Annotated in this window: 18 protein-coding genes; 12 read left to right on the forward strand and 6 right to left on the reverse strand. The window is 65.9% G+C overall.

Features of this window, described 5'->3' with window-relative positions; genetic code table 11:
* Nucleotides 1–8: 8 nt before the first annotated feature.
* Entirely contained in the window at nucleotides 9–935 is a 927-nt protein-coding gene (locus tag H7X47_RS24550) for a bifunctional helix-turn-helix transcriptional regulator/GNAT family N-acetyltransferase (RefSeq protein WP_193371415.1), read from the reverse strand.
* Nucleotides 936–1190: 255 nt separating this feature from the next.
* On the opposite strand from H7X47_RS24550, the gene purS reads away from it, so the two are divergent.
* From purS to H7X47_RS24585, 7 genes are all read left to right on the forward strand, one after another.
* A complete protein-coding gene (gene purS, locus H7X47_RS24555) occupies nucleotides 1191–1433 on the forward strand; it encodes a phosphoribosylformylglycinamidine synthase subunit PurS (protein ID WP_193371416.1) in 243 nt (80 codons plus the stop codon).
* 49 nt (nucleotides 1434–1482) lie between these two features.
* Nucleotides 1483–2172, forward strand: a complete 690-nt coding sequence (purQ, locus tag H7X47_RS24560) for a phosphoribosylformylglycinamidine synthase subunit PurQ (protein WP_193371417.1) — start codon at nucleotides 1483–1485, stop codon at nucleotides 2170–2172.
* The gene (gene purL / locus H7X47_RS24565; RefSeq protein ID WP_193371418.1) at nucleotides 2169–4385 is read left to right on the forward strand and encodes a phosphoribosylformylglycinamidine synthase subunit PurL; all 2217 of its coding nucleotides are present in this window, start codon (nucleotides 2169–2171) and stop codon (nucleotides 4383–4385) included. The genes purQ and purL overlap by 4 nt, the downstream gene beginning before the upstream one ends.
* 79 nt (nucleotides 4386–4464) lie before the next feature.
* Nucleotides 4465–4704 (forward strand): BolA family protein, encoded by a 240-nt coding sequence (locus tag H7X47_RS24570; protein ID WP_193371419.1) that lies wholly within the window; start codon nucleotides 4465–4467, stop codon nucleotides 4702–4704.
* Nucleotides 4705–4786: 82 nt separating this feature from the next.
* Nucleotides 4787–5125, forward strand: a complete 339-nt coding sequence (grxD, locus tag H7X47_RS24575; RefSeq protein WP_193371420.1) for a Grx4 family monothiol glutaredoxin — start codon at nucleotides 4787–4789, stop codon at nucleotides 5123–5125.
* Nucleotides 5126–5326: 201 nt separating this feature from the next.
* Nucleotides 5327–6475: an IS1595 family transposase gene (locus H7X47_RS24580; RefSeq protein ID WP_227010777.1), complete on the forward strand. Its 1149-nt coding sequence runs from the start codon at nucleotides 5327–5329 to the stop codon at nucleotides 6473–6475.
* 226 nt (nucleotides 6476–6701) lie between these two features.
* Entirely contained in the window at nucleotides 6702–7229 is a 528-nt protein-coding gene (locus tag H7X47_RS24585) for a hypothetical protein (protein ID WP_193371421.1), read from the forward strand.
* A 153-nt stretch (nucleotides 7230–7382) separates the two neighbouring features.
* On the opposite strand, the gene H7X47_RS24590 is transcribed toward H7X47_RS24585, so the two are convergent.
* Both H7X47_RS24590 and H7X47_RS24595 read right to left on the reverse strand, forming a co-directional pair.
* Nucleotides 7383–7799 carry a CBS domain-containing protein gene (locus H7X47_RS24590; RefSeq protein ID WP_193371422.1) on the reverse strand — a complete coding sequence of 139 codons (417 nt, stop codon included), beginning with the start codon at nucleotides 7797–7799 and terminating at the stop codon, nucleotides 7383–7385.
* A 151-nt stretch (nucleotides 7800–7950) separates the two neighbouring features.
* The gene (locus tag H7X47_RS24595; protein WP_193371423.1) at nucleotides 7951–8298 is read right to left on the reverse strand and encodes a hypothetical protein; all 348 of its coding nucleotides are present in this window, start codon (nucleotides 8296–8298) and stop codon (nucleotides 7951–7953) included.
* A 259-nt stretch (nucleotides 8299–8557) separates the two neighbouring features.
* Between H7X47_RS24595 and H7X47_RS24600 the strand changes: the two genes are divergently transcribed.
* Together H7X47_RS24600 and H7X47_RS24605 are read left to right on the forward strand one after the other, a co-directional pair.
* Complete coding sequence (locus H7X47_RS24600) at nucleotides 8558–9469, forward strand: LysR family transcriptional regulator (RefSeq protein WP_193371424.1); 912 nt, start codon at nucleotides 8558–8560, stop codon at nucleotides 9467–9469.
* A 122-nt stretch (nucleotides 9470–9591) separates the two neighbouring features.
* Entirely contained in the window at nucleotides 9592–10830 is a 1239-nt protein-coding gene (locus H7X47_RS24605) for an MFS transporter (protein WP_193371425.1), read from the forward strand.
* Nucleotides 10831–10958: 128 nt separating this feature from the next.
* Here H7X47_RS24605 and H7X47_RS24610 read toward each other — a convergent pair whose 3' ends face one another.
* Nucleotides 10959–11333: a cyclophilin-like fold protein gene (locus tag H7X47_RS24610; RefSeq protein ID WP_193371426.1), complete on the reverse strand. Its 375-nt coding sequence runs from the start codon at nucleotides 11331–11333 to the stop codon at nucleotides 10959–10961.
* A 174-nt stretch (nucleotides 11334–11507) separates the two neighbouring features.
* On the reverse strand, nucleotides 11508–12122 hold the full coding sequence (gene rpsD / locus H7X47_RS24615; protein ID WP_193371427.1) for a 30S ribosomal protein S4: 615 nt from the start codon (nucleotides 12120–12122) through the stop codon (nucleotides 11508–11510).
* Between the two features lie 340 nt (nucleotides 12123–12462).
* Here rpsD and H7X47_RS24620 point away from each other — a divergent pair, with 340 nt between their 5' ends.
* The 3 genes from H7X47_RS24620 (at nucleotide 12463) to H7X47_RS24630 (ending at nucleotide 14574) form a co-directional block, all read left to right on the forward strand.
* The gene (locus tag H7X47_RS24620) at nucleotides 12463–13365 is read left to right on the forward strand and encodes a DMT family transporter (RefSeq protein ID WP_193371428.1); all 903 of its coding nucleotides are present in this window, start codon (nucleotides 12463–12465) and stop codon (nucleotides 13363–13365) included.
* 24 nt (nucleotides 13366–13389) lie between these two features.
* Nucleotides 13390–13812 (forward strand): alternative ribosome rescue aminoacyl-tRNA hydrolase ArfB, encoded by a 423-nt coding sequence (arfB, locus tag H7X47_RS24625; protein WP_193371429.1) that lies wholly within the window; start codon nucleotides 13390–13392, stop codon nucleotides 13810–13812.
* Nucleotides 13813–14097: 285 nt separating this feature from the next.
* Nucleotides 14098–14574, forward strand: coding sequence for a hypothetical protein (locus H7X47_RS24630; RefSeq protein WP_193371430.1), 477 nt, complete (start codon nucleotides 14098–14100; stop codon nucleotides 14572–14574).
* Between the two features lie 389 nt (nucleotides 14575–14963).
* Here the strand turns inward: H7X47_RS24630 and H7X47_RS24635 are convergent, their stop codons facing one another.
* Nucleotides 14964–15260: a hypothetical protein gene (locus H7X47_RS24635; protein WP_193371431.1), complete on the reverse strand. Its 297-nt coding sequence runs from the start codon at nucleotides 15258–15260 to the stop codon at nucleotides 14964–14966.
* Between the last annotated feature and the right edge of the window lie 35 nt (nucleotides 15261–15295).

The following is a 15295-nucleotide window of genomic DNA, read 5'->3' on the forward strand; positions in this document are numbered from 1 at the left end:
GCTCCCGGTCACCGCAGGTCCAGCTCCCAGTACTGGCCGACCAGATCCTGGCCGAAGCTGTGGTGCTTCTCCTCCTTCACCAGCTTGAAGCCGGCGGCCTCGTAGATGCGCCGCGCAGCGACCAGGACGTCGTTGGTCCAGAGGGTCAGGGTCCTGTAGCCGCGCCGGCGGGCGAAGCGGATGGCCTCGTCCACCATGCGCGCGCCGATGCCCAGGCCGCGCGCCTTGGGCTCCACGTAGACCAGGCGCAGCTTCGCGACCTTGTCCGACTGGCGGACGACGAAGGTCGAGCCCACCACCTCGCCTTCCATCTCGGCGATCCAGCAGTGCTCGCCCTTGGCATCGAAGTTGTCGAGAAAGTCGGCGGCGATGCGCGCGACCAGCGCCTCGAAGGTTTCGTCCCAGCCCCACTCCTCGCTGTAGAGCACCGCGTGGCGGTGGACGATCCAGCCCATGTCGCCGGGCCGGTGCGGGCGCAGGATGTAGGGCACCTTGCGGGGCGTCTTTGCGTTGAGGCGGGCCTGGATGCGCTCCATGGCCTCCACCACCTCGCCCTGCTCGGCCTCGCTGAGGCGCTCCAGCTTGGCCGCCGTCTCGGCGCGGGAGCGGGCGTTGAGTTCGGCGAAAGCCGCCTCGCCCGCCTCGGTCAGGGATAAGAGGCTGGCGCGGCCGTCGTTCTCGGAGGGGCGGCGCGCGATCAGGCCCTGCTTCTCGAAGCCCTTGAGGATGCGACTCAGGTAGCCGCTGTCGAGGTTGAGTTCCCCGGCCAGTTCCGCCGCGGTCGCCGTCTCGTGGTGGGCCAGCTCGTAAATGACCCGCGCCTCGGTCAGGGAAAAGGCGCTGTTCAGCAGGCGGCGGTGCAGCACGCCGGCATAGAGGGTGTAGAAGCGCGTGAAGCGGCGGACGGCGTCCACTCGGGCGGCAAGAGAAGACATCGCTGCGGCCCCTCCTTTTCGGCAAATTCACAAAGCCATTTTGTATGATTATTTCAATCAATATATATGACTAAGTCAACTATTTTCGCGACCGGGGCGGGTGCCTGCGCAGCCGCCGCAAGCGCCCGCCGGAGGGCGGCTTTTCCACCGGTATGCGAGCGGTCTTCCCGGTTGTCTTGCCGGGCCGGCGCGGCTAATGTCCGGCCAACTTTCACCCCCGCGAGTCGCAGCGTCTCGCCCATGAAGGCCCCCCCGATGAAAGCACGTGTTCATGTCACCCTGAAAAACGGTGTTCTGGACCCCCAGGGCAAGGCCATCGAGCATGCCCTCTCCTCCCTCGGCTTCGACGGCGTCAACGACGTCCGCCAGGGCAAGGTCATCGAGTTCTCCCTCAGCGAGAGCGACCCGGCCAAGGCCCGCGCCGAGGTCGAAGCCATGTGCGAGAAGCTGCTCGCCAATACAGTGATCGAAAACTACGACATCGAGCTCAACGCTTGATGCGCCAGAGGCCGAGGTTCACGGGCCCGATAATCTTGGGAGTGCGCGCATGAAAGCCGCGGTCATCGTGTTTCCGGGATCCAACTGCGACCGCGACGTGCAGGTCGCCCTCAGACAATCAATGGGCAGCGAGCCGCTGATGGTCTGGCACAAGGACAGCGACTTCGACAAAGTCGACCTTATCGTCCTGCCCGGCGGTTTCTCCTACGGCGACTACCTGCGCTGCGGCGCCATGGCCGCCAACTCTCCGGTGATGAAGGAAGTCGTGGCCCGCGCCCAAAAAGGCGTGGCGGTGCTGGGCATCTGCAACGGTTTCCAGATGCTGACCGAGACCGGCCTGGTGCCCGGCGTGCTGATGCGCAACGCCGACCTGCGCTTCGTCTGCCGCGACGTGACCATCAAGGTGGAGACCAGCCAGAGCCTCTTCACCGCCAAGTACGAGCAGGGCGAGGCGATCCGCATTCCCGTCGCCCATCACGACGGCAACTACTACGCCGACGACGACACCCTCTCGGCCCTGGAAGACCGCGGCCAGATCGCCTTCCGCTACTGCGACCAGGAGGGCAAGCTCTCCGAGGCGGCGAACCCCAACGGCTCCCAGCGCAACATCGCCGGGGTCTACAACGAGACCAAGACGGTGCTGGGCCTCATGCCGCACCCAGAGCGCCTGGCCGACCCCAAGCTGGGCGGCACCGACGGGCGCGCCCTCTTCGACGGTCTGGTGGAGGCGCTGTCGTGAGTTCCGCTGTTGCCAATGAACGTCCGGTCACGCCCGAGGTGGTGCGCGAGCACGGGCTCAATGACGAAGAGTACGACCTGATCCTCGACATCATGGGGCGCGAGCCGAACCTGCTGGAGCTCGGCATCTTCTCGGTCATGTGGTCGGAGCACTGCTCCTACAAGTCCTCGAAGAAGTGGCTGAAGTACCTGCCCACCACCGGCCCGCAGGTCATCAAGGGCCCCGGCGAGAACGCCGGCGTCATCGACATCGGCGAGGGCCTGGCCGCCATCTTCAAGATGGAGAGCCACAACCACCCCAGCTACATCGAGCCCTACCAGGGCGCGGCGACCGGCGTCGGCGGCATCCTGCGCGACGTCTTCACCATGGGCGCGCGCCCGGTGGCGAATCTCAACGCTTTGCGCTTCGGCTCCCCCGACCACCCCAAGACCCGCCACCTGGTCGCCGGCGTGGTCGCCGGCATCGGCGGCTACGGCAACTGCGTGGGTGTGCCGACCGTGGGCGGCGAGGTGAACTTCGATCCCTCCTACAACGGCAACATCCTGGTCAACGCCATGACCGTGGGCATCGCCCCGGCCGACCGCATCTTCTATTCGGCGGCCGCCGGCGTCGGCAAGCCGGTGGTCTACGTCGGCTCCAAGACCGGGCGCGACGGCATCCACGGCGCCACCATGGCTTCGGCGGAGTTCGATGAGGACTCCGAAGAGAAGCGCCCCACCGTGCAGGTCGGCGACCCCTTCACCGAGAAGCTGCTGATCGAGGCCTGCCTGGAGCTCATGGCCACCGACGCCATCGTCGCCATCCAGGACATGGGCGCGGCCGGCCTTACCTCGTCTTCCTTCGAGATGGCCTCCAAGGGCGGCTCCGGCGTGGAGCTGGAACTGGACAAGGTGCCCTGCCGCGAGGACGGCATGACGCCCTACGAGATGATGCTCTCGGAAAGCCAGGAGCGCATGCTGATCGTGCTGCAGCCCGGCAAAGAGGATCTCGCCCGCGGCATCTTCCAGAAGTGGGACCTGGACTTCGCCATCATCGGCCATCTGACCGACACGGGCCGCATGGTGCTGAAGATGAACGGCGAGGTGGTCGGCGACCTGCCGATCGACCCGCTGGCCGAGGCCTCGCCGGAATACGACCGCCCCTGGACGGCGACCGAGCCGCAGGACGAGATCGATCCCGCGAGCTTCACCCCCTCGGTCAAGCCCGCCGAGGCGCTGAAGCGCCTCATGGCGACCCCCGACCTCTGCTCCAAGCGCTGGATCTGGGAGCAGTACGACCACATGGTCATGGCCGACACCGTGGCGCGCCCCGGCGGCGACGCCGCGGTGGTGCGCATCCACGGCTCCAACCGCGGCCTCGCCATGGCCAGCGACTGCACGCCGCGTTACTGCAAGGCCGACCCGGAGCGCGGCGGCGCCCAGGTGGTGGCGGAGAGCTGGCGCAACCTCACGGCCGTCGGCGCCAAGCCCCTGGCGGTGACCGACAACATGAACTTCGGCAATCCCGAGCGCCCGGAGATCATGGGCCAGTTCGTCGGCTGCGTCGCCGGCATGAAGGCGGCCTGCGAGGCGCTGGACTACCCCGTCGTCTCCGGCAATGTCTCGCTCTACAACGAGACCAACGGCCAGGCCATCCTGCCGACCCCGGTGATCGGCGGCGTCGGGCTGATCGACGACCTGGACCACATCGCCGGCGCGGCCCTGCCCGGCTCCGGCCAGGACCTGGTGCTGATCGGCGAGACCGCCGGGCATCTGGGCGCCTCGATCTACCTGCGCGATATCGAGGGCCGCAGCGACGGGGCGCCGCCGCCGGTCGACCTGGAGCTGGAGCGCCGCCACGGCGACTTCGTGCGCGCGAAGATCCGTGACGGCAGCATCACCGCCTGCCACGACCTCTCCGACGGCGGCCTGGCGGTGGGCCTGGCGGAAATGGCCCTGGCCGGCGACTGCGGCGCCGATATCACCGGCGCGGAGCAAGAGCCCGGAAATCCCCCTCTTGCCGCGTGGTTGTTCGGGGAGGACCAGGCGCGCTATCTTGTCACCACCGCCCAGGCGGACGCCCTGCTGGCCGCGGCCGTAGAGGCCGGGGTGCCGGCCCGGGTCATCGGGCAGACCGGTGGCGACCGCTTGATCCTGGCGGAGGGAGAGGCCATATCCCTGGCGGAGCTCAGGGCCGGCCACGAAGGCTGGTTGCCCGGCTACATGGACCGCTGAGCGCGGCCCGGCCGCGGCTGACAAGAATGCGAGGGCCCCTGGCGGGCCCCGGAACGGACGAGAGATTGGGATCGACAGCATGCCGATGAACCCCGGCGATATCGAAGGCATGATCAAGGCGGCGATGCCGGACGCCCAGGTGGAGATCACCGACCTGCGCGGCGACGGCGACCACTATGCGGCCTACATCGTGTCCGAGGCCTTTCGCGGCAAGACCCGGGTGCAGCAACACCAGATGGTCTACGAGGCCCTGCAGGGCCGCATGGGCAACGAGCTTCATGCCTTGATGGTGCAGACCTCGGTGCCGCCTGAGGCATAGAACCAAGGATCAACGGCGGCCCTCTGGGGGGCCGTGCGGCGAAGCGACTGGCGCGCCGTATAATGGGAAAGGAGTTAAGGTTATGGACGAAACCGTAGCCGCGCGGATCAAGCAGGAGATCGACGACAACCAGGTCGTGCTGTTCATGAAGGGCACGCCGGTGTTTCCGCAGTGCGGCTTCTCGGCCGCCGTGGTGCAGATCCTCTCGCACCTCAACGTGAAGTTCAAAGGCGTCGACGTGCTGCAGGACCCGGGCATCCGCCAGGGCATCAAGGACTTCTCCAACTGGCCGACCATCCCTCAACTCTACGTGAAGGGCGAGTTCGTCGGCGGCTGCGACATCATCCGCGAGATGTTCCAGAACGGCGAGCTGCAGGACTTCCTGCAGACCAACGGCATCGAGGCCAAGCCGGCCGCCTGACCGGCGCCGCACCGGACCGACACGAAAAGGGCCGCTTCCCGGAAGGGAGGCGGCCTTTTCTTTTCGGGCTTATCACTGAAAAGAAGGTGCCCTTGAATAGTTCAGATAATTCAATCGCTTGATTATCGGGCATTGTAGATATTTTTAACGGCCTAAAAACGACTTCCGAACCAATATCTTGTAGTAGGAGGCCGTTCCAACATGACAGATTCCAAGGGTGCAGCCCGCCGGCGCCGATCAAAGCCCGGCGCGGGAAAGGCTTCGCGAGATTCCCTGCGGATGCTCCGCCAGCAGCTTCCCGATGAAGCCGCATGCCGGCGGTTTCTCGAAGAGGCCCTTTGGCCGGACGGCAGGATCTGCCCACACTGCGGCGGCCTGAGATCCTGGCCACTCCGCGGCAAGAGTGCGCGGCCTGGCCTCTACGAGTGCGCCGAATGTCACCGGCAGTTCACGGTCACCACGAAGACCCCGCTGCACGCGACGAAGTTGCCTCTGACGGTTTGGATCGAGGCCTTCTGGCTGATGCTGTGGTCGAGCAAGGGCCTCTCCTCGGTTGTTCTCGGTCGCTGGCTCGGCCTGCCCCAGAAGACGGCCTGGAAGATCATGCATGCCTGCCGCGAGCTGATGCACAGGCATCAGCAGATGGCCAAGGCATTGACCGGCGTCGTCGAGATCGACGACAAGTACGTCGGCGGCGCGCCGCGCTACCAGAAAAACGTCAAGCACAAGAGGGGACACGGCACCAACAAGCCCCAGGTCGTCATCGCGGCGAACCGGGAGGGCTTCGTTCGAGCGTCTCACGTTGTCGGCGATAGTGCAAAGCACGTCGGCCCGTTCATGCATCGCTACATCGATGAAAACGCCGACATTATGAGCGACGGCGCGAGTGTCTACCGGAAGCTCGGTGAGCACTATCGTTCACACCAATCGGTCAACCATGGAAAGAAGGAGTTCGTCCGAGGCGAGGTGCACAACAACACCAGTGAATCCTTCGGCGCCTACCTGGAGCGGGTGTTCATAGGCGTCTATCATCGCCTGAGCAGGAAGCACCTTCACCGCTATCTCAGCGAAGCCGGCTTCCGGTGGAATGCCAAGCAGGAGATCTGTGGCGAGGAAGGCGATCCTCTGGGACTGTATGAGCGCATTCCACCTCTTAGCCAGGTACGCATACTGTTTGGCCATGCCCAGGGCTGCGAACTGCGCAGCACCTTGCGAGGTGGGATTCGCTCTCCGGACGAACCGGAACCAGGGCCGAAGAAGTGGTCGGCCCGCCTGGCCTGGGCGAGACGCCAGGGACCAGAAGTTCTTGAACAGGTACTGGCAGAACGCACCCCGGCTTCCCTGTTCTGACCCACCTTTCCACTACCCCACGAGATCAGATAGAGCGTTTCCGCCTCACGGGGCCCGGTTTTCCTGTCGGACCTATATTCCGGCCCAGGTAGCCTGCCCTCTGGGCATCCTGATCGATTTTGGGGTTACGCAGGAGCAATCGACAGGGCATCATTGCGCTGTGGAGAGTCGAAGCCAGCTGGCAGGGAGGCTGACGATCACTTCCGCTCACGATTATGCCCGGCGCATGGGACTGCTGCGGGACTACCAGGCGCTGCGCTGGTGGGTCATTCCGCTTCTGTTCGCCAGCTTCCTGGTGATCAACTACGTCGCCTTCAAGGGTTTCGAGTCTGCCTGGCTGGCGCTGTCTCCTAACCCAGGCCTCTCCTTTCTCCACTATATCGTCCCCGGCGCGCGGGAGACCTTCGATGCCTTTGCCGCCTGCGGGCATCCGGAGCTCGGTTCGTTCTATGCCTGGCTGCTGGTCTTCAATGTCTTCGCCGTCCTGCCTGGAGACTGGCTGCTACTGCAGGCGGCAGCCCGAATGATGCCCCTGTTCAAGACCAAGAGGTTGACGAGAGAGGCAATCATCAAGCGGAACTTCACCTCGATGTTCCTGTCGCTCGGTCTCCTGGGAACGCTCTTCATCTACGACGTCGAGACTTTCGACTGCAGATTTGCAGGCGTGAAGGACATGGGCGAGATGCTTATGCCCTCAATAGCGGCTGCCATCCTAGTTCTTGTTGCCACGCCAGCGTCACGAAATGGCTATTAGCGGTTGGGCGGCGGGATGCGGAGTAAGTTCCGACCCGGCCTTTTTTTGATGGCCGGTCAAAACGCTACATGTAGTTGGTCAACCCTTGTCCGAAGCGGGCCCTTACCTTTGTTTCAGTGATAAGCCCGTTTCTTTTTGGCCCCGCGCCCAGGCTCAGGCGGACTTGCGCGCCCTGCGCGGGGCCGGGGCGTTCTTGGCGGTGAAGCGGTGGCCCTCGACCAGCTTCAGCAGGTCGAGCGAGCTGAGGATGCCGACGACGCGCTTCTCGTGGGTCACCACCACGTGGTGTATGCGGTGTTTGCGCATCATGCGCGCCGCCGCGCTGACGTCGTTGTAGGCCGGCACGCAATGGACATTCGTGGTCATGATCCGCTTGACCGGCGTCTCGCCCTTCAGCTTGCGCGCGACATCCGCCGTGGTGACGATGCCCGCGGCCTCGCCCTCCGGCCCCACGATCGGCACCGCGTGGATGCGGTTGCGCTCCATGAGGCCGCGCAGATGGTCGATGCTATGGTGCGGCTGGGCGGAGATCACCCGCTTGGCCATAAGGTCGGCGATCTTGATGTTCACGGCTGGGCCTCCCCTCTGCTGTCGGCTAATTGGGCCATCTTCGCCCGCGAGCATCGCCAGCCCCTTGCGCCAGGTCAATTGCGCCGAAGGTCCGCCCGAGGCGTCTGATCCGGACGAGCGAGAGCCGAATTACCGTCTGCGCAGCCGCGCTTTACCAGCGCCACCAGCCGAGCTCGAGCCCGAGGGCGAGGAGTGCGAAGGCGCCGACCGCCACGGCGAGGGCGGGCCACTCCTCCCTGCGCAAGGGCTTGGTCGCCTTCAGCTCCGCCTCGAAGTGAGGATCGGCGATGGCCTTGGCTCTGTGCAGTTGGTAGAGGGCGCCCAGACGGTGGATCTTGCGCGCCGTCCAGGGCAGAGCGCCCCAGGCCGCCGGGTGGTTCTCCTGCACCCAGGCAATGAGCCGCGCCGCGCGCCGGCTGCGCCTGATCTCCATGACGAAGAGGTAGATCACCGCCGCCGCCGCGGTGAGGATGAGGACCTTGATCGCGGGGCTGGTCATGGTCCGGCGGCGGTCCGCGCCGCTGTACTCTCTGGCATGGCCACTCCTTCATCTGGGCTTCGCCCTGCGCCGCCGCCGACGCCCGCGATGCGGCTTCTTAAAGTCGTATCTTAAGATGAGCTAAGGGTGACAACTAGTTGTTATTGCTTGATTAAATACCTACACTTAAAGCAATGCTCTTGAAGCGAAATCTGCACAGCGGCGCCCCGGGCGGCTTTCTGCTTTGGCATGATCTCATCTTCTACATTAAGTTTCCGGCATGAAGATTTCCGAGATCCGGGCCTTCCTGGCGGTGGCCGAGGCGGGCTCCATGCACGGCGCCGCGGCGCGGCTGAACCTCACCCAGCCGGCGGTGTCGCGCCTTATCCAGCGCCTTGAGGCCGAACTCGACGCCGTCCTCTTCGACCGCACCAGCAAGCCGCCGACCCTGACCCCCGCCGGCCGCCAGGCCCTGGCCCACGGGCGCCGCGTCCTGCAGGCGCTGAACGACCTCTCGGGCAGCGTCGCCGAGGGCGCCGCGCCGCACGGCAGGTTCCGCCTGGGGGTGTCGCTGGGGCTGTCGCAGCTGGTGCTGAACGAGCCGCTCGATGCGCTGCGCCGCGACTTCCCCGCCCTGGTCTTCGAGGTCAGCAGCGACTGGAGCGGCGATCTGGTGAAGGATGTCGAGAGCAACGCCATGAACGCCGCCGTGGTGCTGTCGTCGAACACCACGGAGCCGGCCTCCGCCGCGCCGATCCGCAAGGTGGGCCACGACCGGCTGCTGGTGGTGGCCGCCAAGGACTCGCCCCTGCCGGCGCGGGCCTCGCTGACCGAGCTGGCGCCGGAAGGCTGGGTGGTGCATCCCGAAGGCTGCAGCTACCGCACCGCCGTCAGGCGCGCCCTGGAGCGGGCCGGCGCCCCCTTCAACGTGGCCGTCGAGGCCTTCGACCAGGAACTGCTGCTCTCCCTCTGCGCCCGCGGCAACGGCCTGGGGCTGGTGCCGACCTGCCTGCTGCGGCACAGCGCCTACCGCGACCGCCTGCGCGCCATCGAGGTGCCCGAACTCGACTACCGTCTGGCGGTGTGGATCGCCCGCGGCCGCTATATCGGCTCGCTGGCGCCGGTGGTGGATGACCTGGAGGCCGCCATTCAGGACATGCTGGCCGCCTCTGAACATTCCGAACTGGCATAATAAAAATTCATAAATTGAATTAGCGGAATGATCTGATCGCCCTTAGATTGTTCTCAGCGGGGCGCTGCGCGCCTCTCCACTTCATCTCGCAGCCCCTTGTGCCCCCTCGGAGCCCTGTCCTTATGTCCTCTGCCGCCGACCCCCTTGCGCCGCGGCCCGCCTTGCCCGGCTGGCGCACCCCGGCCGTCATCATCACCGCCGGCTGCCTGCTGGCCCTGCTGTCCTTCGGCATCCGCGCCAGTTTCGGGCTCTTCCTCGCGCCCATGTCCGGCGACTTCGGCTGGGGACGTGAGGTTTTCGCCATCGCCATCGCCGTGCAGAACCTGCTGTGGGGCGTCTGCCAGCCGGTGGCCGGCGCGGTGGCCGACCGCTACGGCAGCGGGCGGGTGCTCGCCGGAGGGGGCCTGCTCTATGCCGCCGGCCTCTTTGTCATGGCCGGCGCCTCGACACCCGGGTTGCTGATGATGTCCACGGGCCTGATGGTCGGCGTCGGCATCTCCGGCGCCTCCTTCGCCATCGTGCTGGCCGCCTTCACCCGGCTGATGCCGGAGGACAGGCGCTCCTGGGCCTTGGGCCTGGGCACCGCCGCGGGCTCGGCCGGGCAGTTCTTCGTGGTGCCCCTGGGCCAGGCCTTCATCAGCGCCTACGGCTGGTCCACGGCGCTGACGCTCTTCGGCTTCCTGGCCCTGGTCATGGTGCCCCTGGGGGCGACGCTGGCCGGGCGGCGCCCGGAGAGCCACGGCGCCCTGCAGCAATCGAGCGCCGGCGCCCTGGCGGAAGCCTTCAGGCACCCGAGCTACGTCCTCCTGACCCTCGGGTTCTTCGTCTGCGGCTTCCACGTTTCCTTCATCCAGACCCACCTGCCGCCCTACATCACCGACCTGGGCCTGGACTCCGGCCTGGCCGCCTGGGCGCTGGCCATCGTCGGCGGGGCCAATATTGTCGGCGCCTATACCTCCGGGATGCTGGGCGGGCGCTACAGCAAGAAGTACCTGCTCTCCGGGCTCTACCTGGCCCGCTCGGCGGTCATCGCCGTCTTCGTCCTGCTGCCGGCCAGCGAGGCCGGCGTGCTGATCTTCGCCGGCGCCATGGGCCTCTTGTGGCTGTCGACCATCCCGCTGACCTCCGGCCTGGTGGCCCAGTTCTTCGGCACCCGGCACATGGCCATGCTGTTCGGCATCGTCTTCTTCAGCCACCAGATCGGCGCCTTCCTGGGCGTCTGGCTGGGCGGCTACTTCTTCGACGTGACCGGCTCCTACGACGTGGTGTGGTGGGGCAGCGTGGCGCTCGGCCTGCTGGCCGCCGCCCTGCACTGGCCGATCCGCGAGGCGCCGGTGGCCCGCTTGGCAGCGGCGCAATAGCCGGCCGGCCGCCGCGCCCGCACAGCCTCATGCGCCGTCTCAGCGTGAAGACATAATTATCGCAAATTCAATAACTTGGACGAGAATGCGAAAGTAATTTCGAGGATGAGGATATAGCGGCGCCCTGGCTAGTCCGCCGCTTCCACGGTGATGGCCGCGCCGTCACGCACCGCCGCCAGAGCGGTCACGTCATCCAGAGCATCGGCCCAGATGTTGGCCGGCGAGGCCAGGCGGATCTCATCACCTCGGGAGACCGGCGTCGGCCCGAAGCCGATGGCGATGGCGTCGCCGTCGGTCCAGAAAGCGATCTCCCCCGCCTCCACCACCGCCTTGGCGTCGGGCTCGCGCGGCAGGCTGACGGGAGTGTCGAAGTAGACTTCGTCGCCCCAGGTCCGCGCGGTCGAGCGGATGGGCAGCGCCTCCAGGATCGCCGCCGCGGTGGGCGTGTCCCGGGTCTCCACCTCGATGGCGACGCTGCCGGCGGTGATACGTAGCTTGGCCATGTCCCGCAGTTCCTCCTCTGTCACGCCTTGGCTTTGTTGGGGCCTTGGGACCATCCTGGCCGGCGCTTTAGTTGTTAGGGGCGCATTCTACCGCAGGCTTCTGATCGGCAAAAGAAAAGGGCCGGCGCGATCTTCACGATCGCGGCCGGCCCTCTTTCGGGTCTGTCCCGCGGCTTAGCGCGAGTAGAACTCGATGACCAGGTTCGGTTCCATGGAAACCGGGTAGGGCACGTCGGCCAGCTTCGGCTCGCGCACGAAGGTCGCCTTCATCTGGTTGTGGTCGACTTCCAGGTAGTCCGGCAGATCGCGCTCCACGGACTCGATACCCTGGAGGACCAGCGGCAGCTCACGGCTCTTGGCCTTCACCTGGATCACGTCGCCTTCCTTCACCTGGTAGGAGGGGATGTTGACGCGCTTGCCGTTCACGGTGACGTGGCCGTGGTTGACGAACTGGCGGGCCGCAAAGACGGTCGGCACGAACTTGGCGCGGTAGACGACGGCGTCGAGGCGGCGCTCCAGCAGGCCGACCAGGTTCTCACCCGTGTCGCCGCGGCGCCGGTTGGCCTCGTCGTAGTAGCGGCGGAACTGCTTCTCGCCGATGTTGCCGTAGTAGCCCTTCAGCTTCTGCTTGGCGGCGAGCTGGATGCCGAAATCGGTCGGCTTGCGACGGCGCTGGCCGTGCTGGCCGGGACCGTATTCGCGCTTGTTGACGGGGCTTTTGGGACGGCCCCAGAGGTTGACCCCGAGGCGGCGGTTGATCTTGTACTTCGACGCAACGCGCTTGGACATGGCCGAGCGGCTCCTTTGTTTCATGATGCCGCCCCGTTTCGGGGTCGGCCTTGTTGTTCCGGTAGTCCCAGGAAGCGGCCCGCGGGAACCTGTCCAAGGGGCCGGCCGGTCGATTCCAGCCTTTGCGAAGGTCCGCCAAAAAAGGCTAACCTTCAGGAGCTTCTGGGCGGGGTCGAGGCCTTCTGGCCCTCCCACATTCCCGGAAAGGAAGCCGGGACTATACGCAGGGCCGCCGGAATGTCAAATAGACTGGCATCTGAAAGCCAACAACCCTAGATTGCCCATTACAGCTGGGCCACCACTCCGGCCCCAAACTAGAGAAAAGCCCGGATTTCCTCGTATGTCCGTCTCACAGTCCCCCCTGCCCGACCATCAGAAAGGTCTGCTCCTGACGACCCTGGGGGTCATGGTGCTGACTCCGGACAGCCTGCTGATCCGCCTGTCGGGCATGGAGCCCTTCTCGCTGCTGGTCTGGCGCGGGGTGCTCCAGGCGGTCGGCATCCTGGCGATCCTGGCCATTTTCCACCAGGACCGGGTGATGGATCAGATCCGCTCGATCGGCCGCTGCGGCATCCTGCTGGCCCTGGTCTTCACCGGAAGCACCGTCTTCTTCATCCTGGCCCTGACCTACACCGCCGTCGCCGACGCCCTCATCATCGTCGCGGTTGCCCCGCTGGTGGCGGCCCTGCTGAGCCGCAGCTTCCTGGGCGAGGCGGTGCCCCTGCGCACCTGGCTGGCCATCTGCTTCACCCTGCTGGGCATCAGCCTGCTGGTCTTCGAGGACCTGGGCAGCGGCTCGCTGTGGGGTGACTTCGCCGCCCTCTGCTGCGCCATCTGCATCGGCGCCAGCCTCACCATCACCCGCCACGGGCGCGCCGTCAGCATGATCCCGGCCATGTCCCTGGCCGGCACCCTGACCGCCCTGGTCGCCCTGCCCCTGGCGCTATGGCTGGAGCCGGGCCACATGGTGCCGGCGGGCCCGCAGCTGGTCGCCGTGCTGCTCATGGGCCTCCTGGTGGCGCCGATCTCCTTCGCGCTCATCACCGCCGGGCCGCGCTACCTGCCGGCGGCGGAGGTCGGCCTGCTGATGCTGCTGGAGACCGTGCTGGGCCCGCTCTGGGTCTGGCTGGTGATCGGCGAGTACCCCGGCGACTGGGCGCTGGTGGGCGGCGCCATCGTGATCGCGACCCTGGCCGGCCACGCCCTGGCCGGCAACCGGCAGCGCCGCGCCGCCCTCACGTGACCTTCCACTAGAGCAGTCCGGGACATGATCAAGATCACCAACTCGGTGGACCTCGATCCGGACGAGATCGAGGAGACCTTCCTGCGCGCCGGCGGCCCCGGCGGCCAGAACGTCAACAAGGTCGCCACCGCGGTGCAGCTGCGCTTCGACCTGCGGCACTCGCCTTCCCTGCCGCCGGCCCTGCGCGCCCGCGCCGAGCGCCTGGCCGGCAAGCGCCTGACCAAGGAAGGCGAGCTGGTGATCACCGCCAACCGCTTCCGCAGCCAGGAGCGCAACCGCGAGGACGCGGTGGAGCGCTTGGTCGAGCTGCTGCGCGAGGCCGCCATCCCGCCGACGCCGCGCCGGCCGACCCGCCCGTCCAAGGCGGCCAAGCAGCGGCGCCTGGAGGCCAAGACCCAGCGCGGTCAGATCAAGAAGCTGCGCCGCGGACCGCTCCGCGAGGACTGAAGGACGCCGCGCCGGAAGGACGCGCAAAAGGACCCCCCCTCCCGGGCGGACCAGCCGTTCAGCAAAGTTGGGGAAACGTGAAGACATAGGATGAACGCTCCCTGGAAACCTGCGGGTATCGCGGAGGCCCTAGTGAAGAAAGAATTTTCTTCAGAAAGTAAGCGCTCGAATAAGGGTAAGAGAGCCCTTATCCTGAGCATCCGCTCACGTCGTCGAGGATAGGCGTTGCCAAGTATATTCTCGGAGTCTGATCGAAAGAAGACGCTGCGCCAGGTATGCGTCGGCTTGGCAATCATCGGCGTCATCGCAGTTTCGGGAGCAATTCGCCAGTGGACCGGTGACGCGGGTGCCGATGTCGATGCGGCTCGCAGCCGCATGTGCGCGGCGCCAAGCACGAACACCATTGAAGGAGACCTTTCGCCTGGTAGCTTCCGGTATCAAAGCACAATGAAGAAAGAGAGCGATGACAAGGAGCGATATGCAACATTTCTGAAGCATGCGCTGCCCAGGCTTCAAGTACGGGACGTTGAGGCCGAACCCGATTTCTATGTGACTTTCAGCGTGTATTTTGACTACGGACCAGGACGAGCCAAGCAGCTTGCTGCGGCAGGGATATGTAAAGAGAAATTTGGTACTGCTGACAATGCCTGCCGGAACAGGACGTACTTATTCTATTCAGACAACGAACCTGAGGTTCTGGCTGAATTGATCGTCGACGACATTCTGAAATCCGAACCCATCAGGAAGTGCCGCAACGCTTAATGGCGGTCGTTGCGATCTTCATCCCAATTCTTCCGGTGCCACAAAATAGAAGGGCCGCAGCTTGACTTGCTGCGGCCCGCTCGACTTTTCCCACCTTTGCTGAACGGCTGGCCCAGGCGGAAGGGGGTGTCTTCATTACGGTGACGGGGGGCGCTCCGGCTCCTGCGGCGGAATTTCCGGCTGATCCGGCCAATCCGGCGGGACCTCCGGCTCCGGCCGATCCGGATAGTCCGGTGGGATCTCCACCGGCGGCTCTTCGGGCTCATCCGGATCGGGCATCGGCGGCGGCACCGGTTCCGGCGGCCGCTCGGGCGGAGGGCGCGGCGTTGCCGTTTCGGGGCAATCCCACACAGCCGGGGGCGCCCGCCACATCACCGCCTCCCTAGCTCTCAGGATTCCGCGTCCGGCGCCTCGAGAACGTGGCTCGGCGCGGGATCGTGGGGCACCAGTGCTTTTTCCTCGCCTTCGCTCCACGACGCGATGCGCACGCCGACAAGCTTGGCGCCGTCGGAGGGATCGTCGTCGACGGCCTCCCAGACGTGCAGGCCTTCGTTGTCGAGGAAAAAGGTGTGGTCTCCGAAGTTCTGCTTCAGCAACGGCATCGAGGGATTGTCGTCCGGCACGACGCTGGCGCCGGTGTGGTCCTGCACCCTCTGGGTCTGCATTTCGCTAAGCCGCATATTCATTGCCTTTCGATTTTCTTGGAAGGGGCGCACCCCTT

It is taken from the genome of Pelagibius marinus, assembly GCF_014925385.1.
Lineage (GTDB): Bacteria > Pseudomonadota > Alphaproteobacteria > Kiloniellales > Kiloniellaceae > Pelagibius > Pelagibius marinus.

What these genes read in the sequence shown, in the direction of transcription:
- H7X47_RS24550 (WP_193371415.1), bottom strand. Translation starts at nt 935, where the DNA reads ATGTCTTCTCTTGCCGCCCGAGTGGACGCCGTCCGCCGCTTCACGCGC.
- purS (WP_193371416.1), top strand. Translation starts at nt 1,191, where the DNA reads ATGAAAGCACGTGTTCATGTCACCCTGAAAAACGGTGTTCTGGACCCC.
- purQ (WP_193371417.1), top strand. Translation starts at nt 1,483, where the DNA reads ATGAAAGCCGCGGTCATCGTGTTTCCGGGATCCAACTGCGACCGCGAC.
- H7X47_RS24570 (WP_193371419.1), top strand. Translation starts at nt 4,465, where the DNA reads ATGCCGATGAACCCCGGCGATATCGAAGGCATGATCAAGGCGGCGATG.
- grxD (WP_193371420.1), top strand. Translation starts at nt 4,787, where the DNA reads ATGGACGAAACCGTAGCCGCGCGGATCAAGCAGGAGATCGACGACAAC.
- H7X47_RS24580 (WP_227010777.1), top strand. Translation starts at nt 5,327, where the DNA reads ATGACAGATTCCAAGGGTGCAGCCCGCCGGCGCCGATCAAAGCCCGGC.
- H7X47_RS24585 (WP_193371421.1), top strand. Translation starts at nt 6,702, where the DNA reads ATGGGACTGCTGCGGGACTACCAGGCGCTGCGCTGGTGGGTCATTCCG.
- H7X47_RS24595 (WP_193371423.1), bottom strand. Translation starts at nt 8,298, where the DNA reads ATGACCAGCCCCGCGATCAAGGTCCTCATCCTCACCGCGGCGGCGGCG.
- H7X47_RS24600 (WP_193371424.1), top strand. Translation starts at nt 8,558, where the DNA reads ATGAAGATTTCCGAGATCCGGGCCTTCCTGGCGGTGGCCGAGGCGGGC.
- H7X47_RS24605 (WP_193371425.1), top strand. Translation starts at nt 9,592, where the DNA reads ATGTCCTCTGCCGCCGACCCCCTTGCGCCGCGGCCCGCCTTGCCCGGC.
- H7X47_RS24610 (WP_193371426.1), bottom strand. Translation starts at nt 11,333, where the DNA reads ATGGCCAAGCTACGTATCACCGCCGGCAGCGTCGCCATCGAGGTGGAG.
- rpsD (WP_193371427.1), bottom strand. Translation starts at nt 12,122, where the DNA reads ATGTCCAAGCGCGTTGCGTCGAAGTACAAGATCAACCGCCGCCTCGGG.
- H7X47_RS24620 (WP_193371428.1), top strand. Translation starts at nt 12,463, where the DNA reads ATGTCCGTCTCACAGTCCCCCCTGCCCGACCATCAGAAAGGTCTGCTC.
- arfB (WP_193371429.1), top strand. Translation starts at nt 13,390, where the DNA reads ATGATCAAGATCACCAACTCGGTGGACCTCGATCCGGACGAGATCGAG.
- H7X47_RS24635 (WP_193371431.1), bottom strand. Translation starts at nt 15,260, where the DNA reads ATGAATATGCGGCTTAGCGAAATGCAGACCCAGAGGGTGCAGGACCAC.